This window comes from Mycobacterium sp. H4Y (genome assembly GCF_000364405.1).
In the GTDB taxonomy this organism is placed as follows: Bacteria; Actinomycetota; Actinomycetes; order Mycobacteriales; family Mycobacteriaceae; genus Mycobacterium; species Mycobacterium intracellulare.
In genome coordinates, this window is sequence record NZ_AKIG01000001.1 from 2,582,561 (window position 1) to 2,603,560 (window position 21,000).

Below are 21,000 nucleotides of genomic sequence, written 5' to 3' on the forward strand. Positions count from 1 at the left end.
TATTTACCTATCCGTTAGCCAGACGCGGCCGTCAATATTTGCTGGGCGGCCAGGGCCGGAGTTAGCTCCCCCGCCTTGACCTTCCGCTCGACGTCGGCCCGGATCTTGCGCACCGCCGGGTTGGAGGCCAGCCGGTCCAGCACCGTGTCGCGCACCATCTGCCAGGTCCAGTCGACCAGCTGGCCGCGGCGGCGCGCCTCGAACTCCCCCGCCTCGCTGAGCACCTGACGATGGCGTTCGACGGTCTCCCACAGTTCGTCGAGGCCGGTCCCCTCCGCAGCGCTCATCGTGAGAACGGGCGGGCGCCAAAGGGTTTCGCGCGGATATATCAGCCTGATCGCCCCGGACAGCTCGCGGGCCGCCGACCGCGCCTCGGGCAGGTGATTCCCGTCGGCCTTGTTCACCACCACGATGTCGGCCAGCTCCAGCACGCCCTTTTTGATGCCTTGCAGCTGGTCGCCCCCGCGTGCCAGGGTCAGCAACACGAAGGTGTCGACCATGTTGGCCACGGCCACCTCGGACTGCCCGACGCCGACGGTCTCGATCAGGACCACGTCGAACCCGGCGGCCTCCAGCAGCACCGATGTTTCGCGGGTGGCCTTGGCCACCCCGCCGAGGGTGCCCGACGTGGGCGACGGCCGAATGTATGCATCCGGGTGCATCGCCAGGCGCGCCATCCGTGTTTTGTCACCGAGGATCGAGCCGCCGGTGCGCGTCGACGACGGGTCGACGGCCAACACCGCGACGCGATGGCCCAGTTCGATCAGGTGCATGCCGAGGGCCTCGATGGTGGTGGACTTGCCCACGCCGGGAATCCCGGTGATCCCCACCCGGTGCGCCTTGCCCGAGTCCGGCGTCAGCTCCAACAGCAGCCGCTGCGCCTTCTCCTGGTGGTCCTTGCGGGTGGACTCCAGCAGGGTGATGGCGCGCGGCAATGCCGCGCGGTCACCGCTGCGGACCGCCTTGGCCAGCTGCTCTGGGTTCATTTCCACACCGCGAGACCGCAACTGGCGACGCATTTCCCGAGTAACCCTGTCGGTAGTTGCCGTCTCGCGCGCATCATTAGAGGTCGTAACCCAGCCGCTCGGCGAGCTTGTGCAGCAAGCCGATTGCGGCGTCGGCGATCACCGTGCCGGGCGGGAAGATGGCGGCGGCCCCGGCCTCGTACAGCTCGTCGAAATCGCCGGGCGGGATGACGCCGCCCACCACCACCATGATGTCGGGACGCCCCACCTCTTTGAGCGCGTCGCGCAGCGCCGGCACCAGCGTCAGGTGACCGGCGGCCAGCGAGGACACCCCCACCACGTGCACGTCGTTGTCGGCGGCCTGGCGGGCCACCTCCTCGGGCGTGGAGAACAGCGATCCGACGTCCACGTCGAAGCCGATGTCGGCGAACGCCGTCGCGATCACCTTCTGGCCCCGGTCGTGGCCGTCCTGCCCCATCTTGGCCACCAGGATCCTGGGGCGGCGGCCGTCGGCCTCGGCGAACTTCTCGACGAGTTCGGTTGCGCTGGCCATGTTTCCGGCCTTTCCAGCTTCGTCGCGGTAGACGCCGGCGATGGTACGGATCTCCGCCTGGTGACGGCCATAGACCTTCTCCAGCGCGTCGGAGATCTCGCCGACGGTGGCCTTGGCGCGGGCCGCGTCGATGGCCAGCGCCAGCAGGTTGTTGCCCAGCCCGTCCTCACCCGCACGACCGTGCGCGGCCGCGGCGCGTGACAACTCGGCGAGCGCGGCGTCGACGGCCTGCTGGTCGCGGCTTTCCCGCAGCTCCTTGAGCTTGGCCAGCTGCTCGGCGCGCACCCGGCTGTTCTCGACCTTGAGGACCTCGACCTCCTGGTCCTCCTCGACCTGGTACTTGTTGATCCCGATCACCGGCTGGATCCCGGAGTCGATGCGGGCCTGCGTGCGCGCGGCCGCCTCCTCGATGCGCAGCTTGGGGATCCCGTCGCTGATGGCCTGGGCCATGCCGCCGTGCTCGGCGACCTCGGCGATGTGGGCGCGGGCCATCTGCGCGAGCTGATGGGTCAGCCATTCCACGTAATACGAGCCCGCCCACGGGTCGATGGGCCGCGTGGTGCCCGACTCCTGCTGCAGCACCAGCTGGGTGTTGCGGGCGATGCGGGCCGAGAAGTCGGTGGGCAACGCCAGCGCCTCGTCCAGCGCGTTGGTGTGCAGCGACTGCGTGTGCCCCTGGGTGGCGGCCATCGCCTCGATGCAGGTACGCGCGACGTTGTTGAAGGCGTCCTGCGCGGTCAGCGACCAGCCCGAGGTCTGCGAATGTGTGCGCAGCGACAGCGATTTGGCGCTCTTTGGGTCGAACTGGGAGACCAGCTCGCTCCACAACAGCCGGCCCGCCCGCAGCTTGGCGACCTCCATGAAGAAGTTCATCCCGATGCCCCAGAAGAAGGACAACCGCGGCGCGAACTTGTCGATGTCCAGCTCGGCGTCCAGGCCGGCCTTGATGTAGTCCACCCCGTCGGCCAGGGTGTAGGCCAGCTCCAAATCCGCTGTGGCACCGGCCTCCTGGATGTGGTACCCGGATATCGAGATGGAGTTGAACTTCGGCATCTTGGCGCTGGTGTAGGCGAAGATGTCGGAGATGATGCGCATCGACGGCTTGGGCGGATAGATGTAGGTGTTGCGCACCATGAACTCTTTGAGGATGTCGTTCTGGATGGTGCCGGCCAGCTTCTCCGGCGGGACACCCTGCTCCTCGGCGGCCACCACGTACAGCGCCAGGATCGGCAGCACCGCGCCGTTCATGGTCATCGACACCGACACCGTCGACAGGTCGATGCCGTCGAACAGCTGCCGCATGTCGAGGATGGAATCGATTGCCACACCGGCCATTCCGACGTCACCCTGCACGCGCGGGTGATCCGAGTCGTAGCCGCGGTGGGTGGCCAGGTCGAACGCCACCGACAGGCCCTTCTGTCCGGCCGCCAGGTTGCGGCGGTAGAAGGCGTTGGATTCGGCGGCGGTGGAGAACCCGGCGTACTGCCGAATCGTCCACGGCTGGTTGACATACATCGTCGGGTACGGCCCGCGTACGAACGGCGGTTCGCCGGGGAAGCTGTGCAGCGGATAGCCGTCGGCCTCGACCGCGGCGCGGTCGGCGGCGATGTAGACCGGTTTGACGTCGATGTCTTCCGGTGTGTGCCATTGCAGTTGGTCGGGCGTGTACCAGTGCGCGGCCGCGGCCGCGGCGACGTGTTCTTCGACGGCGGCTTCGGTCGCCGGTTTTATGGTCCGTTCGCTGTGCAGCGGCACATCGGCGAAGCTGCCGACAGCAGGTGCAGTGGTCGTCATAACTGGCTACGCCCCCAGCCTCGTGAGCAGATCCGACAGTGCTTCGACCGCATTGATTTTCGCGGTCAGGAATTGGTCCGGTTGGTGCTCGGCGTCGGCCACGGCCTTTTCCGGTCCGGCCAGATAAACCCGGTCGATGCCGGCGGCGCGCGCCGCCTGCACGACGCCGGACGCCTCGTCCTGGTAGCGCTTGTCGGTGCCGCAGATGACCGCCACCGTTGGCGTCCCCGCCTCAGCCACCGCCGCCGCGACGCCGGCGGCGTCGACGGTTCCGGGGTTGACCGCCTCGATGCCCCCGGAGGCCAACAGGTTCGACGCGAAGGTTGCCCGAATGTTGTTCTCGGCCAACGGGCCCAGCGGCAGCAACAACGCCTGGGGGCGCGAGCCGGTGCGGGCCACGAAGGCGTCGGAGCGGTCGCGCAGCGCTTCGAACTCCGCGGCGTAACGCACCAGCTTCCCGGCGGCGAGCGGCGAATACGACGAGTCGCTTTGCGGCAGCGGCGGTTCGGTGAGGTTCGGGAACTCGTTGACACCCGTGATCGCCGTGCGGCGGTGCGCGATGTCGTCGCTGCGGCGGGCCGCGATCTCGCCGATCTGGGCGGCGATGAAATCGACGGCCTCGGTGAATCCGCCGTGCGCCTCGATCGCCTGGAAATGCTGCCAGGCCTGTTCGGCCAGACGGGCGGTGAGGTCCTCGACGAACCACGACCCGCCGGCCGGGTCCAGCACGCGACCCACGTGCGACTCCTCGAGCAGCAGCAGCTGGGTGTTGCGGGCGATTCGCCGCGCGAAACTGGTTGCGGTGCCCGGGAATCCCCCGTCGATCGCCACGTCGAACGGGAACACCAGCAGCGAGTCCGCGCCGCCGACGCCGGCACCGAAGGCGGCCAGGGTGCAGCGCAGCATGTTCACCCAGGGGTCGCGCTGCGTCATCATCGGCAGCGAGGTCTCGGCGTGGATGACGGCCGCACCGGCGTCCGGGTCGCCGACGACCTCGGCGACCCGCGCCCACAGGTTGCGTGCGGCGCGGAACTTGGCGATCGTCATGAACTGGTCGTCGTCGGCGGCGAACCGGAAGCTGATCTGGCGCAACGCCTGGCCGATCGGCATCCCCGCCTCGGTGAGCACCCGCAGGTAACTCACCGCGGCCGCGACACCGGCGGCCAGCTCCCAGGTCGCGTTGGCGCCCAGATTGTGGAACGCGGGTCCGTCGACGGTGATCGCCCGCACGCCGGTGTGCTCGGCGGCCCGCTTGGCGACGGCGACCACGTCCTCGATCTTCGGGGCGGCACGCTCACTGAGCGCCGCGGTCAGCGGGTCGCCGCCGAGGTCGATCGACACGGTGGCGCGCTGGTCGGGTTCCACCCCCTCGGCCAGCGCCAGCGCCACGTCGCTGGCCGCCGCGTAGTCGGCGCCGGCTTCGAGGATCAGCGGCGCCATGCTCAGGTAGACGCCCTGCAGCGCGTCGGCCAGCTGGCCGGGCGCCACGCCCGACTCCCCGATCCGCAGCACCAGGGCGCTGGCCCCGTTGCCGAGCGCGTCGAGCACCGCGGAGTTGACGTCGGCCGCCGCGACACCGGGCACCGGGGTGGCCGGGAACGCCTCGGCGACCCGCCAGCCGGTCTTGACGTCGCGCAGCGCGTCGCCGCCTCGCACGTAGGGCCACTCGCCCGGCAGCGGCGGTTCGGGAAGCTCGTCGAGCGCGGTGTAGAGCGCGCGAATCGCGATCCCGTCGTACGTCGGGGTCTCCAGCAGGCGCTCCGGCGCGTCCCCCAACTGCTCGGGGTCCTTCCGGGTGCTCTTGGCCAGCACTCCGGCGACCGCACTGCGCCAACGCCCGCGAACCTGTTCTAGGCCGGCGAGCTCGGGTACATCAATGGACACCGATTGCTCCCTTTTCCCAGCATTTGGGCTACAGCTTTGGGGATACCACTTAGCTATTGAGGCTAATTGATGGGAGCTCTCCGCTAAAAACCGCCAGGCGCCGCCACCCGACCGGGTTCTGGACGAAACGCCAGCCGCGGGCAACGCCCAATTCATCTGCGCCCCGTAACCTTGGATGCCGTGACGGGTTCCGCCACCAGCAAAATCACCGCGACGCTTCGCGATCTCGGCTGCGCCATCGGCGCGGCGGCGCGAAGTGTGTCTCGGTCGCGGATCGTCTGGACAGTGGTGGGCATCACAGCGCTGCTGGTGCTGGCGTCGTGGCTTCCGCTGCCCTCGCCGGTGCAGATGCGCGACTGGGCGCAGTCCCTCGGACCGTGGTTCCCGCTGGCGTTCTTGGTCGCCCACATCGTCGTGACGGTGGTGCCCATCCCGCGGACCGCGTTCACGCTGGCGGCCGGGTTGCTCTTCGGCCCGCTGCTGGGCGTCGCCATCGCGGTGGTCGCCAGCACGGCGAGCGCGATGATCGCCCTGCTGTTGGTGCGGGCGCTCGGGTGGCGGTTGAACCGCCTGGTGCGCCACCGATCGATCGACACGGTGGAAGAACGGCTGCGGCGGCGGGGCTGGCTGGCGATCGTGTCGCTGCGATTGATTCCGGCGGTGCCGTTCTCGGCGCTGAACTACGCCGCCGGCGCGTCGAGCGTGCGGGTGCTGCCGTACGGCCTGGCGACGCTGGCCGGCCTGCTGCCCGGCACCACCGCCGTCGTCGTCCTCGGCGACGCGCTGGCCGGTCACCCGAGCTCGCTGCTTTACCTGGTGTCGGCGATCACCAGCGCGCTTGGCCTGGCGGGCTTGATCATCGAGGTCCGCCACTTCCGTCGGCACCACCGCCGCGCACACCGTCGCGTCGATGACGAACCCTCCCCCGAGCCGGCCACCGTCGGCTGATCCACCAACTCTGTCGAGAGCGCCGCGCGAGGCGGCAAAGACCGATCTAATGGGAGGCGTGTACGCGCTGGAGTTCGCCAGCTGGGGGTCGCCTTATTCGCCGGCTCGTACCGTCGCGCTGCCGCTCAGTGCCCTGGTGTTGGCGGTGCTGGCCGTGTTGGGCTTTCTGCCCAGCCGGGACCAGCGCCGGCGCAAGCCGAAGAGCCGTTTCTCCGATGTGCCGCAGCGCGCCAAACTGCACACCACACTGCTCATCCTGGCGGCGGTGTGCAGCACCGCCGCCCTGGTGGCGGCCGTCTGCCTGTACCCCAGGGCCGCGACCCCGGCGCGGCAGCCTCCCCTACCGCCGCCGCCGACCCTGGCGCCGATCGATCTGCCCGCGGCCAGCGCCATCGGCCCGGGTGCCGGCATTTACGTCGAGTATGCCGACGGATCCGGTGGAATGGGTTGCACCGCGGGATTTTTGGTGCATACCGGGGGCGGCCGGGCCGGGATCCTCACCGCCGGTCATTGCAATCGGCCCGGTCAGCGGAGCAAGGTGACGATGAACCTGGGCGGGGTCCTTCCCTACACCACGCTGGGCACGTTCACCGAGACGATCAGCGAGGGGGTCCACGACGAACAGCACGACATCGGCCTGATCACGCTCGACGCTGACAACGTTCCCCAGTCCGCGGCGGTCGCCGCGTCGCTACCGGTCACCGGCGTCGCCACCAATCTTCAAGTCGGACAACAGTTGTGCAAGTTCGGCATGGGTTCGGGCGCGGACGCCTGCGGGCAGATCGTGGAGATCACCGCCAGCAAGGTCGTGTTCCTGGCGAGCGGCCAGTGCGGCGATTCGGGTGGGCCGGTGTACCACTACGAACGCGACGGCACCGTCAGCGCCGTCGGCATCCTCATCCGCGGCGGCGCCCCCTACACCCCCAAAGCCGGGTGCGCGGCGCGCGCCCAATTCTCCGTCGCCGAGTTGGTGCGGCCGTGGCTGGACAAGTGGAACCTGACCGCGATCACCGCGCCGTCGTCCCCACGCTGACGGGTTATTCCGGCAGCGGCCTCTCTTCTTCAGGTCAGCTTCAGGCTGGCTTCGTACCGTCGCGGCAACGCGACAGAGAGGATCGATGGACTAATGAAATTCAAGCAACTCATCGCTGGTTCGTTGCTCGCGGGGGCCTTCGGGACCGCCGCGGCCGGCATCGGTGCCGGAGTGGCGAGTGCGGATCCCCCGCCCCCACCGCCGCCTCCGGGTCAGCCCGGACCGCCGCCGCCCGGTGGGCCGTTCGGCGGACCACCGCCTGGGCCGGGTGGACCGCTGGGACCGCCTCCACCAGGACAGGGGCCGGGAGCACCGTTGCCGCACCCGCCGGGATGGTGATCGCGGTGGCGCACTAGCCATGTCGAGTGATGGCCGTCTCGGGTGTCCTAGGCGGCCATCACCGTTTCCGCCGCACAATGCCTCCGCATACGACCAAGTAGTTTGATAAAGGCCCGGTTCGATAAAACTCGTCGCACGACCGCCGGCGAACGTCGCGGGTGACGCCCGAGCATCATCGCCGCCGTGGCCGCCCCCCTACATCCACCCCAAAATCGGTTGGAGCATAACGAAATTCAGCCGAACCACTACCCGCCGATCTCCGAGATGCGATCACCGTCGTCCGCCCCGACGATGCGGCGACTGACCTCCCGCCACCTGCGGTACTCCGACGACGTCATTTCCTGCCCCCACGCGGTGCAGATCGGCACGTTTCGGTCCAGATAGTCGGATTCTGCAGCCCTCCATGCCTTCACGTAGAGGTAAAACGGGATCGCGGTATGGATGTGATGAACGAGGTGATAGTTCTGATACATCAACAACGGACACAAAACACGCTCCCAGCCAACCCGAACCCGGGCGACCCGGAATCGGTCGCTCCTTACCGTGACCAGGCCGTGATGAGGCAGCCAATCGAACCACCACGCGAGGACGCCCACGCCGATCCGCTGTGGGATGAAATAGATGAGCACCAGCTCTCGCCCGTAGCCGAGAACCAGCATGGCGGTTACGAAGACAAGGGCCAGGGTGAGGTATATGGCAAAGCCCACGGCTTCCTTGCGCGGACGCCGGCGCAGGCGCGCTAGGTAAAAGCGGCAGTACCAGGCATCGATTGTCAACCAGCGCAACGGCAGTTGCCAACGCGGGCCCGTGATACTCCACGCGTCCGGATCGTCCTGGATATTTTCGTTGGTGTTGCGGTGGTGCGCGAGATGCGTATACGCGAGCATTGGGAATGTTCCGAACAACGAGACGAACGGCATCGACAGGCGGCCGAAGACCTGGTTGATCCAGTTTGGCCGGCCGACGGTGTGGTGAATCGATTCGTGCGCCACGATGAACATGGAAACCGTCACGAAACCCTGAACGACGATGGTGACCACCAGCCACCAACGACTCACTCCGCCGAGAACCGCTGCCGTCGCCGCACACCACGCAACGAGCGATCCAAGCCAGACGAGCACGGTCGGCACCGCAATGATCGGCCGCACGAACCTGGGAGGTGGGAAACCTCGCGGGGTTGCGGCCGCCTCGCCGGTGCCACGTGATCTTTGCTCGGTGGCGGCAAGCATTTCGACTCCTGTCACCACGACACCCAGTAAGGAATACGCCGCCGATGCACTGCATAGAAAAGCATGTGACACCACCTTGTTTCGACTTGCTTGCCATACTTATTTGCGTAATAAACTCTGTGCCGATTTCGCCATGTCGGTGAACCCAGTAAAGACGCGTTATGCGTACGCCCATGCGTGCGAAATCCACGCGGTGAGACGTAGGGCACATTCTCGGCGTGCTTGCAGCGCAAACCCCTAATCGCGTCTCCGTTTTGCCAGGGAATCGCGATGTTGGAGAATGCTCGCCTGGATTAAGTTCACAGGATGAACATCGGTGACGTAGTCGTTGAAAGGCAACGTTGCTGCTGCCGGAAAGCAGCGTTCGTTGTTGGTTCCAGATGTAGTCGCCGGGCGCCCCCTCGAGTCGACGTTACCAAGTTTTCCCTGCCCCAAAGCTGGTCACTTCAGTGAGATGCGGCGTTCCCGTCGGTCGGCAATCCGGGTGATCGGAGACTCAAGCATCTTGCATCACGTCCGATATCGCGGGCTCGGGACTCCACGCATGCGCGAAGGTTTTGCCGCTTTTCAACAGCCCCGTAAGGCCTCCGGCCAAATCGGCTGATACTGATCTGACGGAGGAAAGCCGAACATGATTCATAAGATTCGCCAGGGCATTCAGCCTATAGTGCAGTTCCAGCTGCGGACTTATCGCGGCAGGCCGTAGTGCGATAGGTATTGATTCGTGATACTTCATGCCCAGTACGAACGCTCTCTTGGAATCGGCGCTCAACATGAACGGCTCGTCGCCCTTGTCGAGGTTTCGGAGCATGAGCAGAGGAATATCGCTCACCCAAAGAGGTTCGACAGGTTTATCGCGATCCGTATGGGTGCCGATGGGATTTTTCGGATGAGTCCAAGCAATCGTCAGGCCAGCGGCTATCAGCTCGAGTCTCATTTTCTGCCGCCACACTTCCCCCGCCGCGGCGGTCGCTTCTAAGAAGTTTTCCTCATTCCGATATGCGACCCCGACAACTAAATAGCGGTCAGGCTGTCTACCGTGAAACTCACGCAACTCCGCTATAGTTCGGTAAAATTCTGCCTCATCCAGGAGAAAATCACTCGTGTCATAGTAGAATTGACGCTTTCCGAGCATCGTCTCGGTAAATGGACAATGAGCTTTTCGACCGTCGCCTCGAACAAGAAAATCAAGATATTGCTGTATTACCGGCACGCAGTCGTCCGTGTGATGGCTGAGTTCGGTGAAGACATAGTCCGATCGTCGGTTCATTGACGCCCCCTCCCACGGCGAAAACTCAACACCCACCGTCCCACCGGCGCCTGCGCTCGCGTTGATCGCGCGCGAGATCAGGTGTATCGCCGGCGGTAATTCCCCCGAATCGAAGGGGAGTTTAACCGTGGTCCGCCCCGCGCGTTGGCAAAATCGCCGATACACGCCGCCGCTGTTTTGTCCCGGAATGGTCGCGACCGTCCACACCGATCCGGAAAATAAGGCGCGAGTCACGGCTCCTGGGATGATGTGGTGCCCGAGTCCGGCCCGATCGATCAGCTGATCTGTTGGATCACCAGCTCGTGTTCGGGCGTCAGAAATCTCCTGCGCAACCGGTCCGCGCTTTTGGACTCGACGCCAATTCTCTTGCCCCTCAACCGGATTCACACATCACGGCGGCATCGGCGTCGGCAGGCCACCTGCGAAGTGTCCGGCAGTCGCAACCGGGGCGCATACCAACTGGTCACCTTGGAAGTTTGTGACGAGCAGAATTGGCCGGACACTCGGCGGAAGAACGTGCGCGACAGGCCGGCGACGGGGCAGGATTTTGACCAGTTACCACTCGGGGTGAGGGGCGAGTGGGTGGAACCTTTGGGGGAGTCGATGGGGCGTGATGAGTTGGCGCTACCGCTGACACGCGGACAACTGGACATCTGGCTCTCGCAGGAATCGGGCTATGCCGGTACGGATTGGCAGCTCGGCCTGCTGATAAAGATCGAAGGCTCGATACGCCGGGATGTCCTCGAGCGGGCGATCCGCCAAGCGGTGTCGGAAGCCGAGCCGCTCCGGGTTTCATTCTTCGAGATCGACGGGCAGGTGCTCCAACGGCCGATCGATTGCCCGCACGTCGAGCTCGAGTTTCACAACCTCACCGGCTCGCTCGATCCCCTACAGGACGTCCGTCGGAGTGCTTCCTCCATCCAGCGCACGCCGATGGCGTTGGACGGCCAGCTATTCAGATTCGTTCTGTTCCAGACGCAGGCCGAGGAGTTTTACTTGTTCGGCTGCTGCCATCACATCGTTTTGGACGGGCTGGGCATGGCGCTGGTGTCCCGTCGGGTTGCAACCATCTATTCGGCAATGGTGGCTGGATCGCCTGTTCCCGACGCCTATTTCGGCTCGGCGCAGGATTTGATTGATCTCGAGTCGGGATACGAAGCATCCACCGACTATCTGGAAGACGAGGCGTACTGGCGCAAGAACCTTCCGCCGGAGGGCGGACAGGAGTATCTACTCCCCCAGGCCAACGCCAACGGGGACCCGTGTTCGCCTTCGGCCTCGGTCCAATTTGACGCGACCGCCGTCGCCCGCATGCAAGCGTTGTCAAAGAAGCTGCGCATCCGTCGCTATTCGGTCATCACTGCGGCATCCGCACTCGTGGTGCATGCATGGTCGGGAAGCGGTTCGGAGGTGGCCCTGGATTTCCCCGTCAGCCGGCGGGTACGTCCCGAGTCGAAGGCGCTCCCTGGGATGCTCGCCGGGGTTGTGCCGCTGGTCTTGCAGACGTCACCGGAGACAACGGTCGCCGATTTTTGTCAGCACGTTGACATACAGATACGTCAATTGCTGAAGCACCAGCGGTTTCCGGTGCACCAGCTCGACGGTGAAGTCGGCTCTCGCGGCCTCAGAGAGCCATCGAACCGGGTAGGTGTCAATTTCATCCCGTCTCGATTGACCCTGGAGCTCGGAGGCGCTCCGGCAACCGCGACGTACACCAACAACGGCCCCGCCGGGCACTTCGGCCTGTTCTTCATTGGGGCTGCCGATCAGCTGTTCCTCAGCACGGCGGGCGCCGGACAACCCTTTTCGAGCTTTGGCGTTCCCTATCTGGCGGCACGCCTGCAGCAGGTGCTGATGGAAATGACCGCCGATCCACAACGGCCGATCTCCTCCATCGAAATCCTCGATGCGGAAGAGAACGACCGGCTCGATAGGTGGTCGCATCGCGCCGCGTCAGCCCAGCCGGTAACCGCGCCGACGTCGATTCCGGTGGTGTTCGCCGAGCACGCCGAGCGTACCCCCGAGGCGGTAGCGGTGACGTTCGACGGCCGCGCCATGACGTATCGGGGGCTCGACGAGGCCGCGAACCGGTTGGCGCATCTTCTGGCCGGTCGTGGGGTTGGCCCCGGGCAGTGCGTAGCGCTGCTCTTCCCCCGCTGCGCTGACGCCATCGTGGCGATGCTGGCCGTGCTCAAGACCGGGGCAGCGTACGTGCCGGTCGACCCGGCGCATGCGTCGGCGCGGGTGGAGTTCGTGCTTGCCGATGCCGCCCCGAGCGCGCTGATCACCACGGCCGAGCTGCGCTCACGGCTGGACGTATCCGACCTGCCGGTCATCGATGTCCACGATCCCGCCATCGAGGCCCAGCCCGGCACCGCACTTCCAATGCCGGCCCCCGAAAATGTCGCCTACATCATCTACACCTCCGGTACCACCGGAACACCCAAGGGCGTGGCCATCACGCATCACAACGTCACTTGGCTGATCGAGGCGCTCGACGAACGCCTGCCGCCCGGCGGGGTGTGGGCGCAGTGCTACTCCTCGGCCTTCGACTTATCGGTCTGGGATATCTGGGGCGCGCTGCTGCGGGGTAGGCGGCTGCTGGTGGTGCCGGAGGCAGTCGCCGGCTCCCCCGAAGATCTCCACGCGTTGCTGGTCGCGGAGAAGGTCAGCGTGCTGGCTCAGATTCCGTCGTCCGTGGCGCTGCTGTCACCGGAGGGGCTGGAGTCGACGGCGTTGGTGGTGGGCGGTGAGGCCTGCCCGACCGATGTCGTGGATCGTTGGGCGGCCCCCGGGCGGGTGATGATCAATGCCTACGGCCCGACCGAGGCGACGGTGTGTGCGTCGATGAGCACGCCGCTGACGCCGGGACCGGGCCTGGTGCCGATCGGGTCGCCGATACCCGGGGCGGCAATGTTCGTGCTCGACAAGTGGTTGCAGCCGGTGCCGGCCGGGGTGGTCGGTGAGCTGTACCTGGCGGGGCGCGGCGTGGGCCTCGGGTATGTGCGGCGTGCTGGTTTGACCGCGTCGCGCTTTGTGGCGTGCCCGTTCGGGGCCCCCGGGACACGGATGTATCGCACCGGCGACCTGGTCTCCTGGGGCGCGGACGGGCAGCTGCGACACCTGGGCCGCGCCGACGAGCAGGTCAAGATCCGCGGGTACCGGATCGAAGTCGGTGAAGTCCAGGTAGCCCTGGCTGCTCTCGACGGGGTGGACCAGGCGGCGGTCATCGCCCGCGAGGACCGCCCCGGCAACAGGCAGCTGGTGGGTTACATCACCGGCACCGCCGACCCGGCCGAGATCCGCGCGGCACTGGCTGATCGGCTCCCCGCCTACATGGTCCCGGCCGCGGTGGTCGTGTTGCCGGCAATCCCATTGACGGCCAACGGAAAACTGGACAAGCGCGCCTTGCCCGCACCCGAATTCACCACCGGTGAGTACCGGGCCCCGGCCGGCGCGGTCGAACAAATCCTGGCCGACATCTACGCCGAAGTCCTCGGGATGCAGCGGGTAGGCGTCGATGACTCGTTCTTCGACCTCGGCGGCGACAGCATCCTGTCGATGCAGGTCGTGGCCCGCGCTCGGGCAGCCGGGGTGATGTGCCGCCCGCGTGACGTTTTCGTCGAACAGACAGTGGCGCGACTGGCGCGGGTCGCGACGGTGGCCAGTGCCGAAGCCGGCGTCGTCGACGAGGGGATCGGCCCGGTCGTGGCCACCCCGATCATGCGCTGCCTGCGCGACGTCGAGGGCCCGATCGACGAGTTCAACCAGACCATGGTGGTCGCCGCGCCGACGGGTGTGACCGAGGCCGACGTAGCGGTTGTCCTTCAGGCGCTGCTCGATCGGCATGCGATGTTGCGGCTGCGCATCGACGATGACGGCGCAGGCGGCTGGTCGCTGGAGGCACCCGCAGCTGGGTCGGTGGACGCGCGCGCATGCCTGCATAGCGTCGATGTGCTGTCGGATGCGGCGCTGGCACAGGCCCGGTCGCGGTTGAACCCCGGCGCGGGAGTGATGCTCAACGCGGTGTGGGCGACGTCCACCGGCGAGCTGGCATTGATCATTCATCACCTGGCCGTGGACGGAGTGTCGTGGCGAATCCTGTTGGAGGACCTCAACATCGCCTGGGCACAGCATCACGGTGGCCGGCCCGTGGCGTTGCCCGCCGGCGGGACGTCGTTCGCGCGCTGGTCAGCGCTGCTTGCCGAGCATGCGCGCCGCGCCGAGGTAGTGGCGCAGGCCGAGTCGTGGCGACGGGTGGCGGCAATGCCGGCCGCGCTGCCGACGGTGCAGCCCGAGGTGGACACCTACGAGTCCGCGGGCCAGCTGTCGGCGTCGCTGGATGTCGAGACAACCCGCCTGCTTCTGGGTGAGGCGCCGGCGGCGTTCCACGCCGGGGTCGGCGATATCTTGCTGATCGCCTTCGGGCTGGCGTTCGCGGAGTTCCTCGGCGCCGGCGCGGCTGTGCCGATCGGTATCGACGTCGAGGGTCACGGGCGCCACGAGGAGCTGGCTCCCTCTGTGGACTTGTCTCGCACGGTGGGGTGGTTCACCACCAAATATCCGGTCGCGGTGACGGTCGGTGGGCTGTCGTGGGCACAGGTGGTCAGCGGTGGGGCCGCACTGGGCGCTCTGATCAAGGACGCCAAGGAACAGCTGCGCGCCCTGCCCGATCCGCTGACCTATGGTCTGCTGCGCTACCTGAACCCTGAGGTTGATCTCGGTGGGTCTGACCCGACGATCGGGTTCAACTACCTGGGCCGCCTCGGTGCGGGTGTCGGCCTGCCCGGCGAGTTGTGGCGGATCAACGAGGACAGTTTGTCGCTTGCGGGTGTGGCCGCGGCGGTGCCCCTGCCGTTGGCGCACACGGTGGAGCTCAATGCCGGCACCATCGACACCGACGCCGGGCCGCAGCTGCAGGCGAACTGGACGTGGGCGCACTCGGCGCTGGACGACGAGCAGGTCGGCCGCCTGAGCCAGTTGTGGTTTGAGGCTTTGGCCGGTATCTGCGCGCACGTCAAAGCCGGCGGCGGCGGACTTACCCCATCCGACATCGCTCCCGCCCGACTCAGCCAACAGCAGATCGACGAACTCTGCTCGCAGGGCGACGTCGTGGACGTGCTGCCGCTGACCCCGGTGCAGCAGGGTCTGCTGTTCCACACCAGCTTCGTGCCGGGTCTGGACGACCTGTACACCGTGCAGCTCGGTATCACCGTCCGCGGCCCCCTCGATGCGCACCGCCTGCGCGAGGCCGTGCAGGCGGTAGTCAACCGCCATCCCAACCTAGTGGCCCGGTTCCGCGAAGACTTCGGCGAGCCGGTGCAGGTCATCCCGGCGAAGCCGGTGATCGGGTGGCAGGACGTCGAGTTGGACCCCGCGGGCGCGGACGCCGATCAGCAGGTGGAACGCTTGTGTGCTGCTGAGCGCGCCGCGGTCTGCGGCCTGGCTGACAAGCCGACGTTCCGTGCGGCGTTGATCCGCGTCGCAGGAGGAGGCCAATACCGGTTGGTGCTCACCATTCACCACATCGTGGCGGACGGCTGGTCGCTGCCGATCCTGATGCGGGAGGTGTTCGGCAGCTACTACGGCGAGCGACTGCCCGCGGCCCCGTCGTACCGCAGCTTTGTCAGCTGGCTGGATCGGCAGGATCGCAGTGCCGCACAGGCGGTTTGGCGCGACGTGATGGCGGGTTTCGAGGCCCCGACCATGGTGGGCACGCCCGGCCAGGTAGGGCGCCACGACGTCGCATCCTTCCGGATGTCCGCCGAGACCACAGCGTCCCTGACCGAGTTGGCCCGCTTGTGCCACACCACCGTGAGCACCGTGTTGCAGGGTGCGTGGGCGCAGCTGCTGATGTGGCTGACCGGTCGGCATGATGTGGCGTTCGGCACCGCGGTCTCCGGTAGGCCGACCGAGCTGATCGGCTCGGAATCCATTGTGGGGCTGATGATCAACACGGTACCGGTGCGGGCGAACGCCACCACGCGGACCACAGTCGCCGATCTGTTGGAGCAGCTGCAGCGCGTCCACAACGAAACCCTCGAGTACGAGTATCTGGCTCTTCCTGAGATCCACCGCGCCACGGGCCACGATCAGCTATTCGACACGCTGTTCCTGTACGAGAACTATCCGATCGACGCGAGTGCCCTGTTGGGCGCCGATGATCTGGCCATTACCGCGCTCGACAGCCGCGAATTCAACCACTATCCGCTTTCGGTGGTGGCGACGCCGGGCCACGAACTCAGTGTTCGCGTCGAATTCGACATGGACGCATTTGACCGTGCGGCCATCGACACGCTGATCGACCGGTTGCGGCGGGCGCTGGTGGCAATGATCGCCGATCCCGCCCGGCGGTTGTCGTCAATCGATCTGCTCGACCGCTGCGAGCATGACCACCTCGACGAGTGGGGCAACCGGGCGGTGCTGGCCGAGCCGGAGACGTCCGCGGTCTCGATCCCCGAATTGTTCGCTCAGGCGACGGTCCGCGACCCGGAGGCGGCGGCGATCAGCTATGGGGATCGGTCATGGACCTACCGCGAGGTGGAGGAGTCCGCTAATCGGTTGGCGCACTTGCTGCTTTCTGAGGGTGCGGGCCCGGGTACGCGTGTGGCCCTGTTGCTTCCGCGTACGCCTGAGGCGGTGGTGGCGATGCTGGCGGTGCTCAAAACCGGTGCCGCGTATGTGCCGATCGATCCGATGGTGCCCGCGGCGCGGATCGAGTTCGTGTTGGGCGACTCTGCGCCTATCGCGGTGGTCACCAACGCGGACATGCGATCACGGCTGGAGGGGTCGGGGCTGCCGCTCATCGATATCGACGACCCTGCGGTGACGACCGGGCCCGAGACGCCGTTGGCGCCGCCGGCCGCGGACGATATCGCCTACGTCATTTACACCTCGGGCACGACTGGGACACCCAAAGGTGTTGCGGTGCCTCATCGCAACGTCACCCAGTTGCTGGATTCGCTTGACACCCAATTGACGTTGGGACAGGTCTGGACACAGTGTCATTCGTTGGCGTTTGACTTCGCGGTGTGGGAGATCTTCGGTTCGCTACTGTACGGCGGGCGGTTGGTGATAGTGCCAGATTCGGTGGTGCGTTCGCCAGAAGAGTTGCACGCCTTGCTGGTTCGTGAACAGGTCAATGTGTTGAGCCAGACGCCGTCCGCGTTTTATGCGCTGCAGATCGCTGATGGGCTCGCCTCGGAGCGGGGGCAGCAGCTGAAGTTGCAGGCGGTGGTGTTCGGTGGCGAGGCGCTCGAACCCCAGCGTCTGCAGACGTGGCTGAACCGCCATCCCGGACTGCCGCGCCTGATCAATCTGTACGGCATCACCGAGACGACCGTGCACGCCTCGTTCCGCGAGATCCTCGACTGCGACGTCGACAGCAATGCCAGCCCCATCGGCCTGCCGTTGACCCACCTTGCCTTCTTCGTACTCGACGGGTGGATGCGTCAGGTCCCCGCCGGGGTGGTCGGCGAGCTGTACGTGGCCGGTGCCGGGTTGGCCTCGGGGTATGTGGGCAGACCGGGGTTGAGCTCGACGCGGTTTGTGGCGTGCCCGTTCGGGGCGCCGGGGGCCCGCATGTATCGCACCGGGGATCTGGTGTCGTGGGGCGCCGACGGACAGCTGCGTTACGTCGGCCGCGCTGATGAGCAAGTCAAGATCCGCGGGTATCGCATCGAGCTTGGTGAGATCCGAGCGGCCCTCGCCGATTTGGACGGGGTCGATCAAGTGGCGGTGATCGCGCGCGAGGACCGCCCCGGCAACAAGCGCCTGGTGGGCTACATCACCGGGGCCGCCGACCCGGCTGAGATCCGCACTCAGTTGGGTGAACGGTTGCCGACCTACATGGTGCCGACCGCGATCGTCGTGCTCGAGGCGATGCCATTGACGGTCAACGGCAAACTCGATGTCGGCGCCCTGCCGGCACCCGAATACTCCGATGTCGACCGTTACCGGGCTCCATCCAGCGCGGTCGAGGAAATCCTGGCCGGCATTTATGCCCAGGTATTGGGTGTGCAGCGGGTCGGTGTCGATGACTCGTTCTTCGATCTGGGCGGCGACAGCATCCTGTCGATGCAGGTCGTGGCGCGCGCTCGCGCGGCCGGCGTAATGTGCCGTCCGCGTGACGTTTTCGTCGAACAGACCGCGGCGCGCCTCGCACAGGTCGCCACGGTGGTCGCCGACGGCGAGGGCGGCGTGGTCGACGAGGGCACCGGGTCGGTGGTGGCCACCCCGATCATGCGCTGGCTGCACAGCGTCGAGGGTCCGGTCGAGCAGTTCAACCAGACGATGGTGTTGCAAGCTCCCGCGGGCGTCGCACGGACCGACGCGATGGTGGTGCTGCAGGCGTTGCTTGACCGGCATGCCACGTTGCGGCTGCGCGTCGACGACGACGGCGCCGGCGGCTGGTCGTTGTGGGTGCCCGAAGCCGGGACGGTAGATGCCGGCGGCTGCATGGACACCGTCGACGCGCTGTCGGCCGAGGCGTTGGTGGCGGCCCGGTCACGCCTGCACCCGGACACCGGGGCATTGCTGCGCGCGGTGTGGGCCGAGTCGACCAATCAGTTGGCGTTGATCATTCACCACCTGGCCGTCGATGGCGTGTCGTGGCGAATCCTGTTGGAAGACATGAACATTGCGTGGGCCCAGCGTCGCAGTGGCCAGCCGGTGGCGCTGCCGGCAACCGGGACGTCGTTTGCCCGGTGGTCGTCGTTGCTGGCCGAGTACGCGCAGACCGCGGAGGTGATGGCCCAGGCCGAGGCGTGGCGTCAGGTGGCGGCGATCCCGGCCGCGCTGCCGCCGGTACAGGCGGAGGACACCTACGTCAGCGCCGGCCAATTGTCGGTGTCCCTGGATGTCGAGACGACCCGCCTACTGCTCGGTGCGGTCCCGGCGGCGTTTCATGCCGGGGTGCAGGACATCCTGCTGATCGCGTTCGGCCTGGCGTGGACCCAATTCTTGAGCATCAGCGGCCCGATCGGCATCACTGTGGAGGGCCACGGCCGCCAGGAGGAGCTGGCCCCGCATGTCGACTTGTCGCGCACGGTGGGCTGGTTCACCACCAAGTACCCGGTGGCGCTGAACTTCGGGGGCCCGGCCGGCGGCCTGTCCTGGGGACAAGTGACAGCGGGTGAAGATGCACTGGGCGCTCTGATCAAAGACGCCAAGGAGCAGCTGCGCGCCCTGCCCGATCCGCTGACCTACGGGCTGCTGCGCTACCTCACCCCTGAGTTCGATCCGGGTGGGTCCGACCCCGTGATCGGCTTCAACTACCTAGGCCGCCTGGGTGGGGCGGCCGAGCTCTCCAGTGAGCTATGGCGGCTCAGCGAGAACAGTTTCTCGCTGGGCGGCGCCGCGGGCGCCGTGGAGATGCCGCTGGCGCATACCGTGGAGCTCAATGCCGGCACGATAGACACCGAGGCCGGCCCGCAGCTGCAGGCCAACTGGACCTGGGCGCGTTCGGCGCTGCACGACAAGCAAGTCAGCCGGCTCGCCGAGCTGTGGTTCGACGCGCTGGCCGGCATCTGCGCGCACGTGCGTGGCGGCGGGGGCGGCCTGACCCCGTCCGACATCGCGCCGGCCCGCCTCACCCAGCGCGACATCGACAGGCTGGCGCAGCAGTACCGGATCGGCGATGTGTTGCCGCTAACGCCTCTGCAGCAGGGCCTGCTGTACTACGCCGGCAGCGGGCGCGGCGGTGACGACTTGTATGCGGTGCAGCTCGATATCACCGTGAGTGGTGCCCTTGACCCGCAACGCTTGCGCGAGGCGGTGCACGCCGTCGTCACCCGCCACCCGCACCTGGTGGCCGGTTTCTGCGATGACTTCGGCGAACCGGTGCAGGTCATGCCCGCCGATCCGGCGCTGGCCTGGCAGTACGTCGAGCTCAGCTCGGCAGACGGCGATGTCGAGGAACAACTGCGGCAGCTGTGCACCGCCGAACGCGTCGCGGTCTGCGATCTGGCGGGCCGGCCGCCGTTCCGGGCCGCCTTGATCCGCACCGCAGACGATCTGTATAGGTTCGTGCTCACCAACCACCACATCGTGCTCGACGGTTGGTCGAAGCCGATCCTGCTGCGGGAAATCTTCGCCAGCTATTACGGCGTGCGGTTGCCCGCCGCCCCGTCGTATCGCAGCTTTGTCACCTGGCTGGCCGAACAAGACCGAGGCGCGGCTCAGACAGCATGGCGTGAAGTCCTCGACGGGTTCGGCGCTCCCAGCCTGGTGGGACCCCCGGGGGGCCTAGCGCTCGGTCTGCGCGGTGCGGAGTCCTTCCAAGTGTCCACGGAGACCACGAAGGCGTTGGGCGAGCTGGCGCGTTCCTACCACACCACGGTCAGCACCGTCCTGCAGGCCGCGTGGGCGCTGCTGCTGACGTGGCTGACCGGACAGGACGACGTGGTGTTCGGCACCGCGGTGTCCGGGCGGCCGACCGACCTGGCCGGCGCGGAATCGATGATCGGTCTGTTGATCAACACGGTCCCGGTCCGGGCGACCATCGGCGCGGAGACGACCACCGCCGACCTGCTTGAGCAGCTGCAGGGCGCCTACACCAAGACGCTTGACCACCAACACCTGGCTCTGAGCGAGATACACCGTATAACGGGACACGACCAGTTGTTCGACACGATGTTCGTGTACGAGAACTATCCGATCGACACCGCCGCGCTGTCGGCCGTCGACGAGTTGAAGATAACTGGCTTTACGAACCGCGAATACAATCACTACCCCCTTTCGGTGCAGGTCGCGCCGGGCCACGAACTGGGTCTCCGCGTCGAATTCGATACCGACGTGTTCACTGCCGACCGAATCGAGAAGCTGGTCGAACGGTTCAAGCGCGTGCTGGTGGCCATGACCGCAGATGTGGAGGAGCAAGAATGACCGCCCGTGCGGGACGGCTGGCCGCCAAACAGCTTGGGCCAGAAGCGAATCCAGCGCAGACGCCGCTGTTTAACCCTGGCCTCGTCTGCCACACCCGGCCC

Annotated in this window: 7 protein-coding genes and 1 pseudogene; 3 read left to right on the forward strand and 5 right to left on the reverse strand. The window is 66.7% G+C overall.

Annotation, left to right across the window (positions count from 1 at the left end; translation table 11 throughout):
- Positions 1–3 precede the first annotated feature (3 nt).
- From meaB to mutA, 3 genes and pseudogenes are all read right to left on the reverse strand, one after another.
- Positions 4–986, reverse strand: a pseudogene (gene meaB, locus W7U_RS11110) (methylmalonyl Co-A mutase-associated GTPase MeaB).
- A gap of 76 nt (positions 987–1,062) precedes the next feature.
- On the reverse strand, positions 1,063–3,312 hold the full coding sequence (scpA, locus tag W7U_RS11115) for a methylmalonyl-CoA mutase (protein WP_008257923.1): 2,250 nt from the start codon (positions 3,310–3,312) through the stop codon (positions 1,063–1,065).
- Positions 3,313–3,318: 6 nt separating this feature from the next.
- Positions 3,319–5,196 (reverse strand): methylmalonyl-CoA mutase small subunit, encoded by a 1,878-nt coding sequence (gene mutA / locus W7U_RS11120; RefSeq protein ID WP_008257925.1) that lies wholly within the window; start codon positions 5,194–5,196, stop codon positions 3,319–3,321.
- A gap of 180 nt (positions 5,197–5,376) precedes the next feature.
- On the opposite strand from mutA, the gene W7U_RS11125 reads away from it, so the two are divergent.
- Positions 5,377–6,144: a TVP38/TMEM64 family protein gene (locus W7U_RS11125; RefSeq protein ID WP_008257927.1), complete on the forward strand. Its 768-nt coding sequence runs from the start codon at positions 5,377–5,379 to the stop codon at positions 6,142–6,144.
- Positions 6,145–6,193: 49 nt separating this feature from the next.
- On the forward strand, positions 6,194–7,177 hold the full coding sequence (locus W7U_RS11130; protein WP_008257929.1) for a S1 family peptidase: 984 nt from the start codon (positions 6,194–6,196) through the stop codon (positions 7,175–7,177).
- A gap of 584 nt (positions 7,178–7,761) precedes the next feature.
- Here W7U_RS11130 and W7U_RS11135 read toward each other — a convergent pair.
- Both W7U_RS11135 and W7U_RS26620 read right to left on the reverse strand, forming a co-directional pair.
- On the reverse strand, positions 7,762–8,745 hold the full coding sequence (locus tag W7U_RS11135; protein WP_225337438.1) for a fatty acid desaturase: 984 nt from the start codon (positions 8,743–8,745) through the stop codon (positions 7,762–7,764).
- A gap of 496 nt (positions 8,746–9,241) precedes the next feature.
- On the reverse strand, positions 9,242–10,222 hold the full coding sequence (locus W7U_RS26620) for a 1-aminocyclopropane-1-carboxylate synthase (RefSeq protein ID WP_231504789.1): 981 nt from the start codon (positions 10,220–10,222) through the stop codon (positions 9,242–9,244).
- A gap of 396 nt (positions 10,223–10,618) precedes the next feature.
- Here W7U_RS26620 and W7U_RS11140 point away from each other — a divergent pair, with 396 nt between their 5' ends.
- On the forward strand, positions 10,619–20,899 hold the full coding sequence (locus W7U_RS11140) for a non-ribosomal peptide synthetase (protein ID WP_008257939.1): 10,281 nt from the start codon (positions 10,619–10,621) through the stop codon (positions 20,897–20,899).
- The last annotated feature ends 101 nt before the right edge of the window (positions 20,900–21,000 follow it).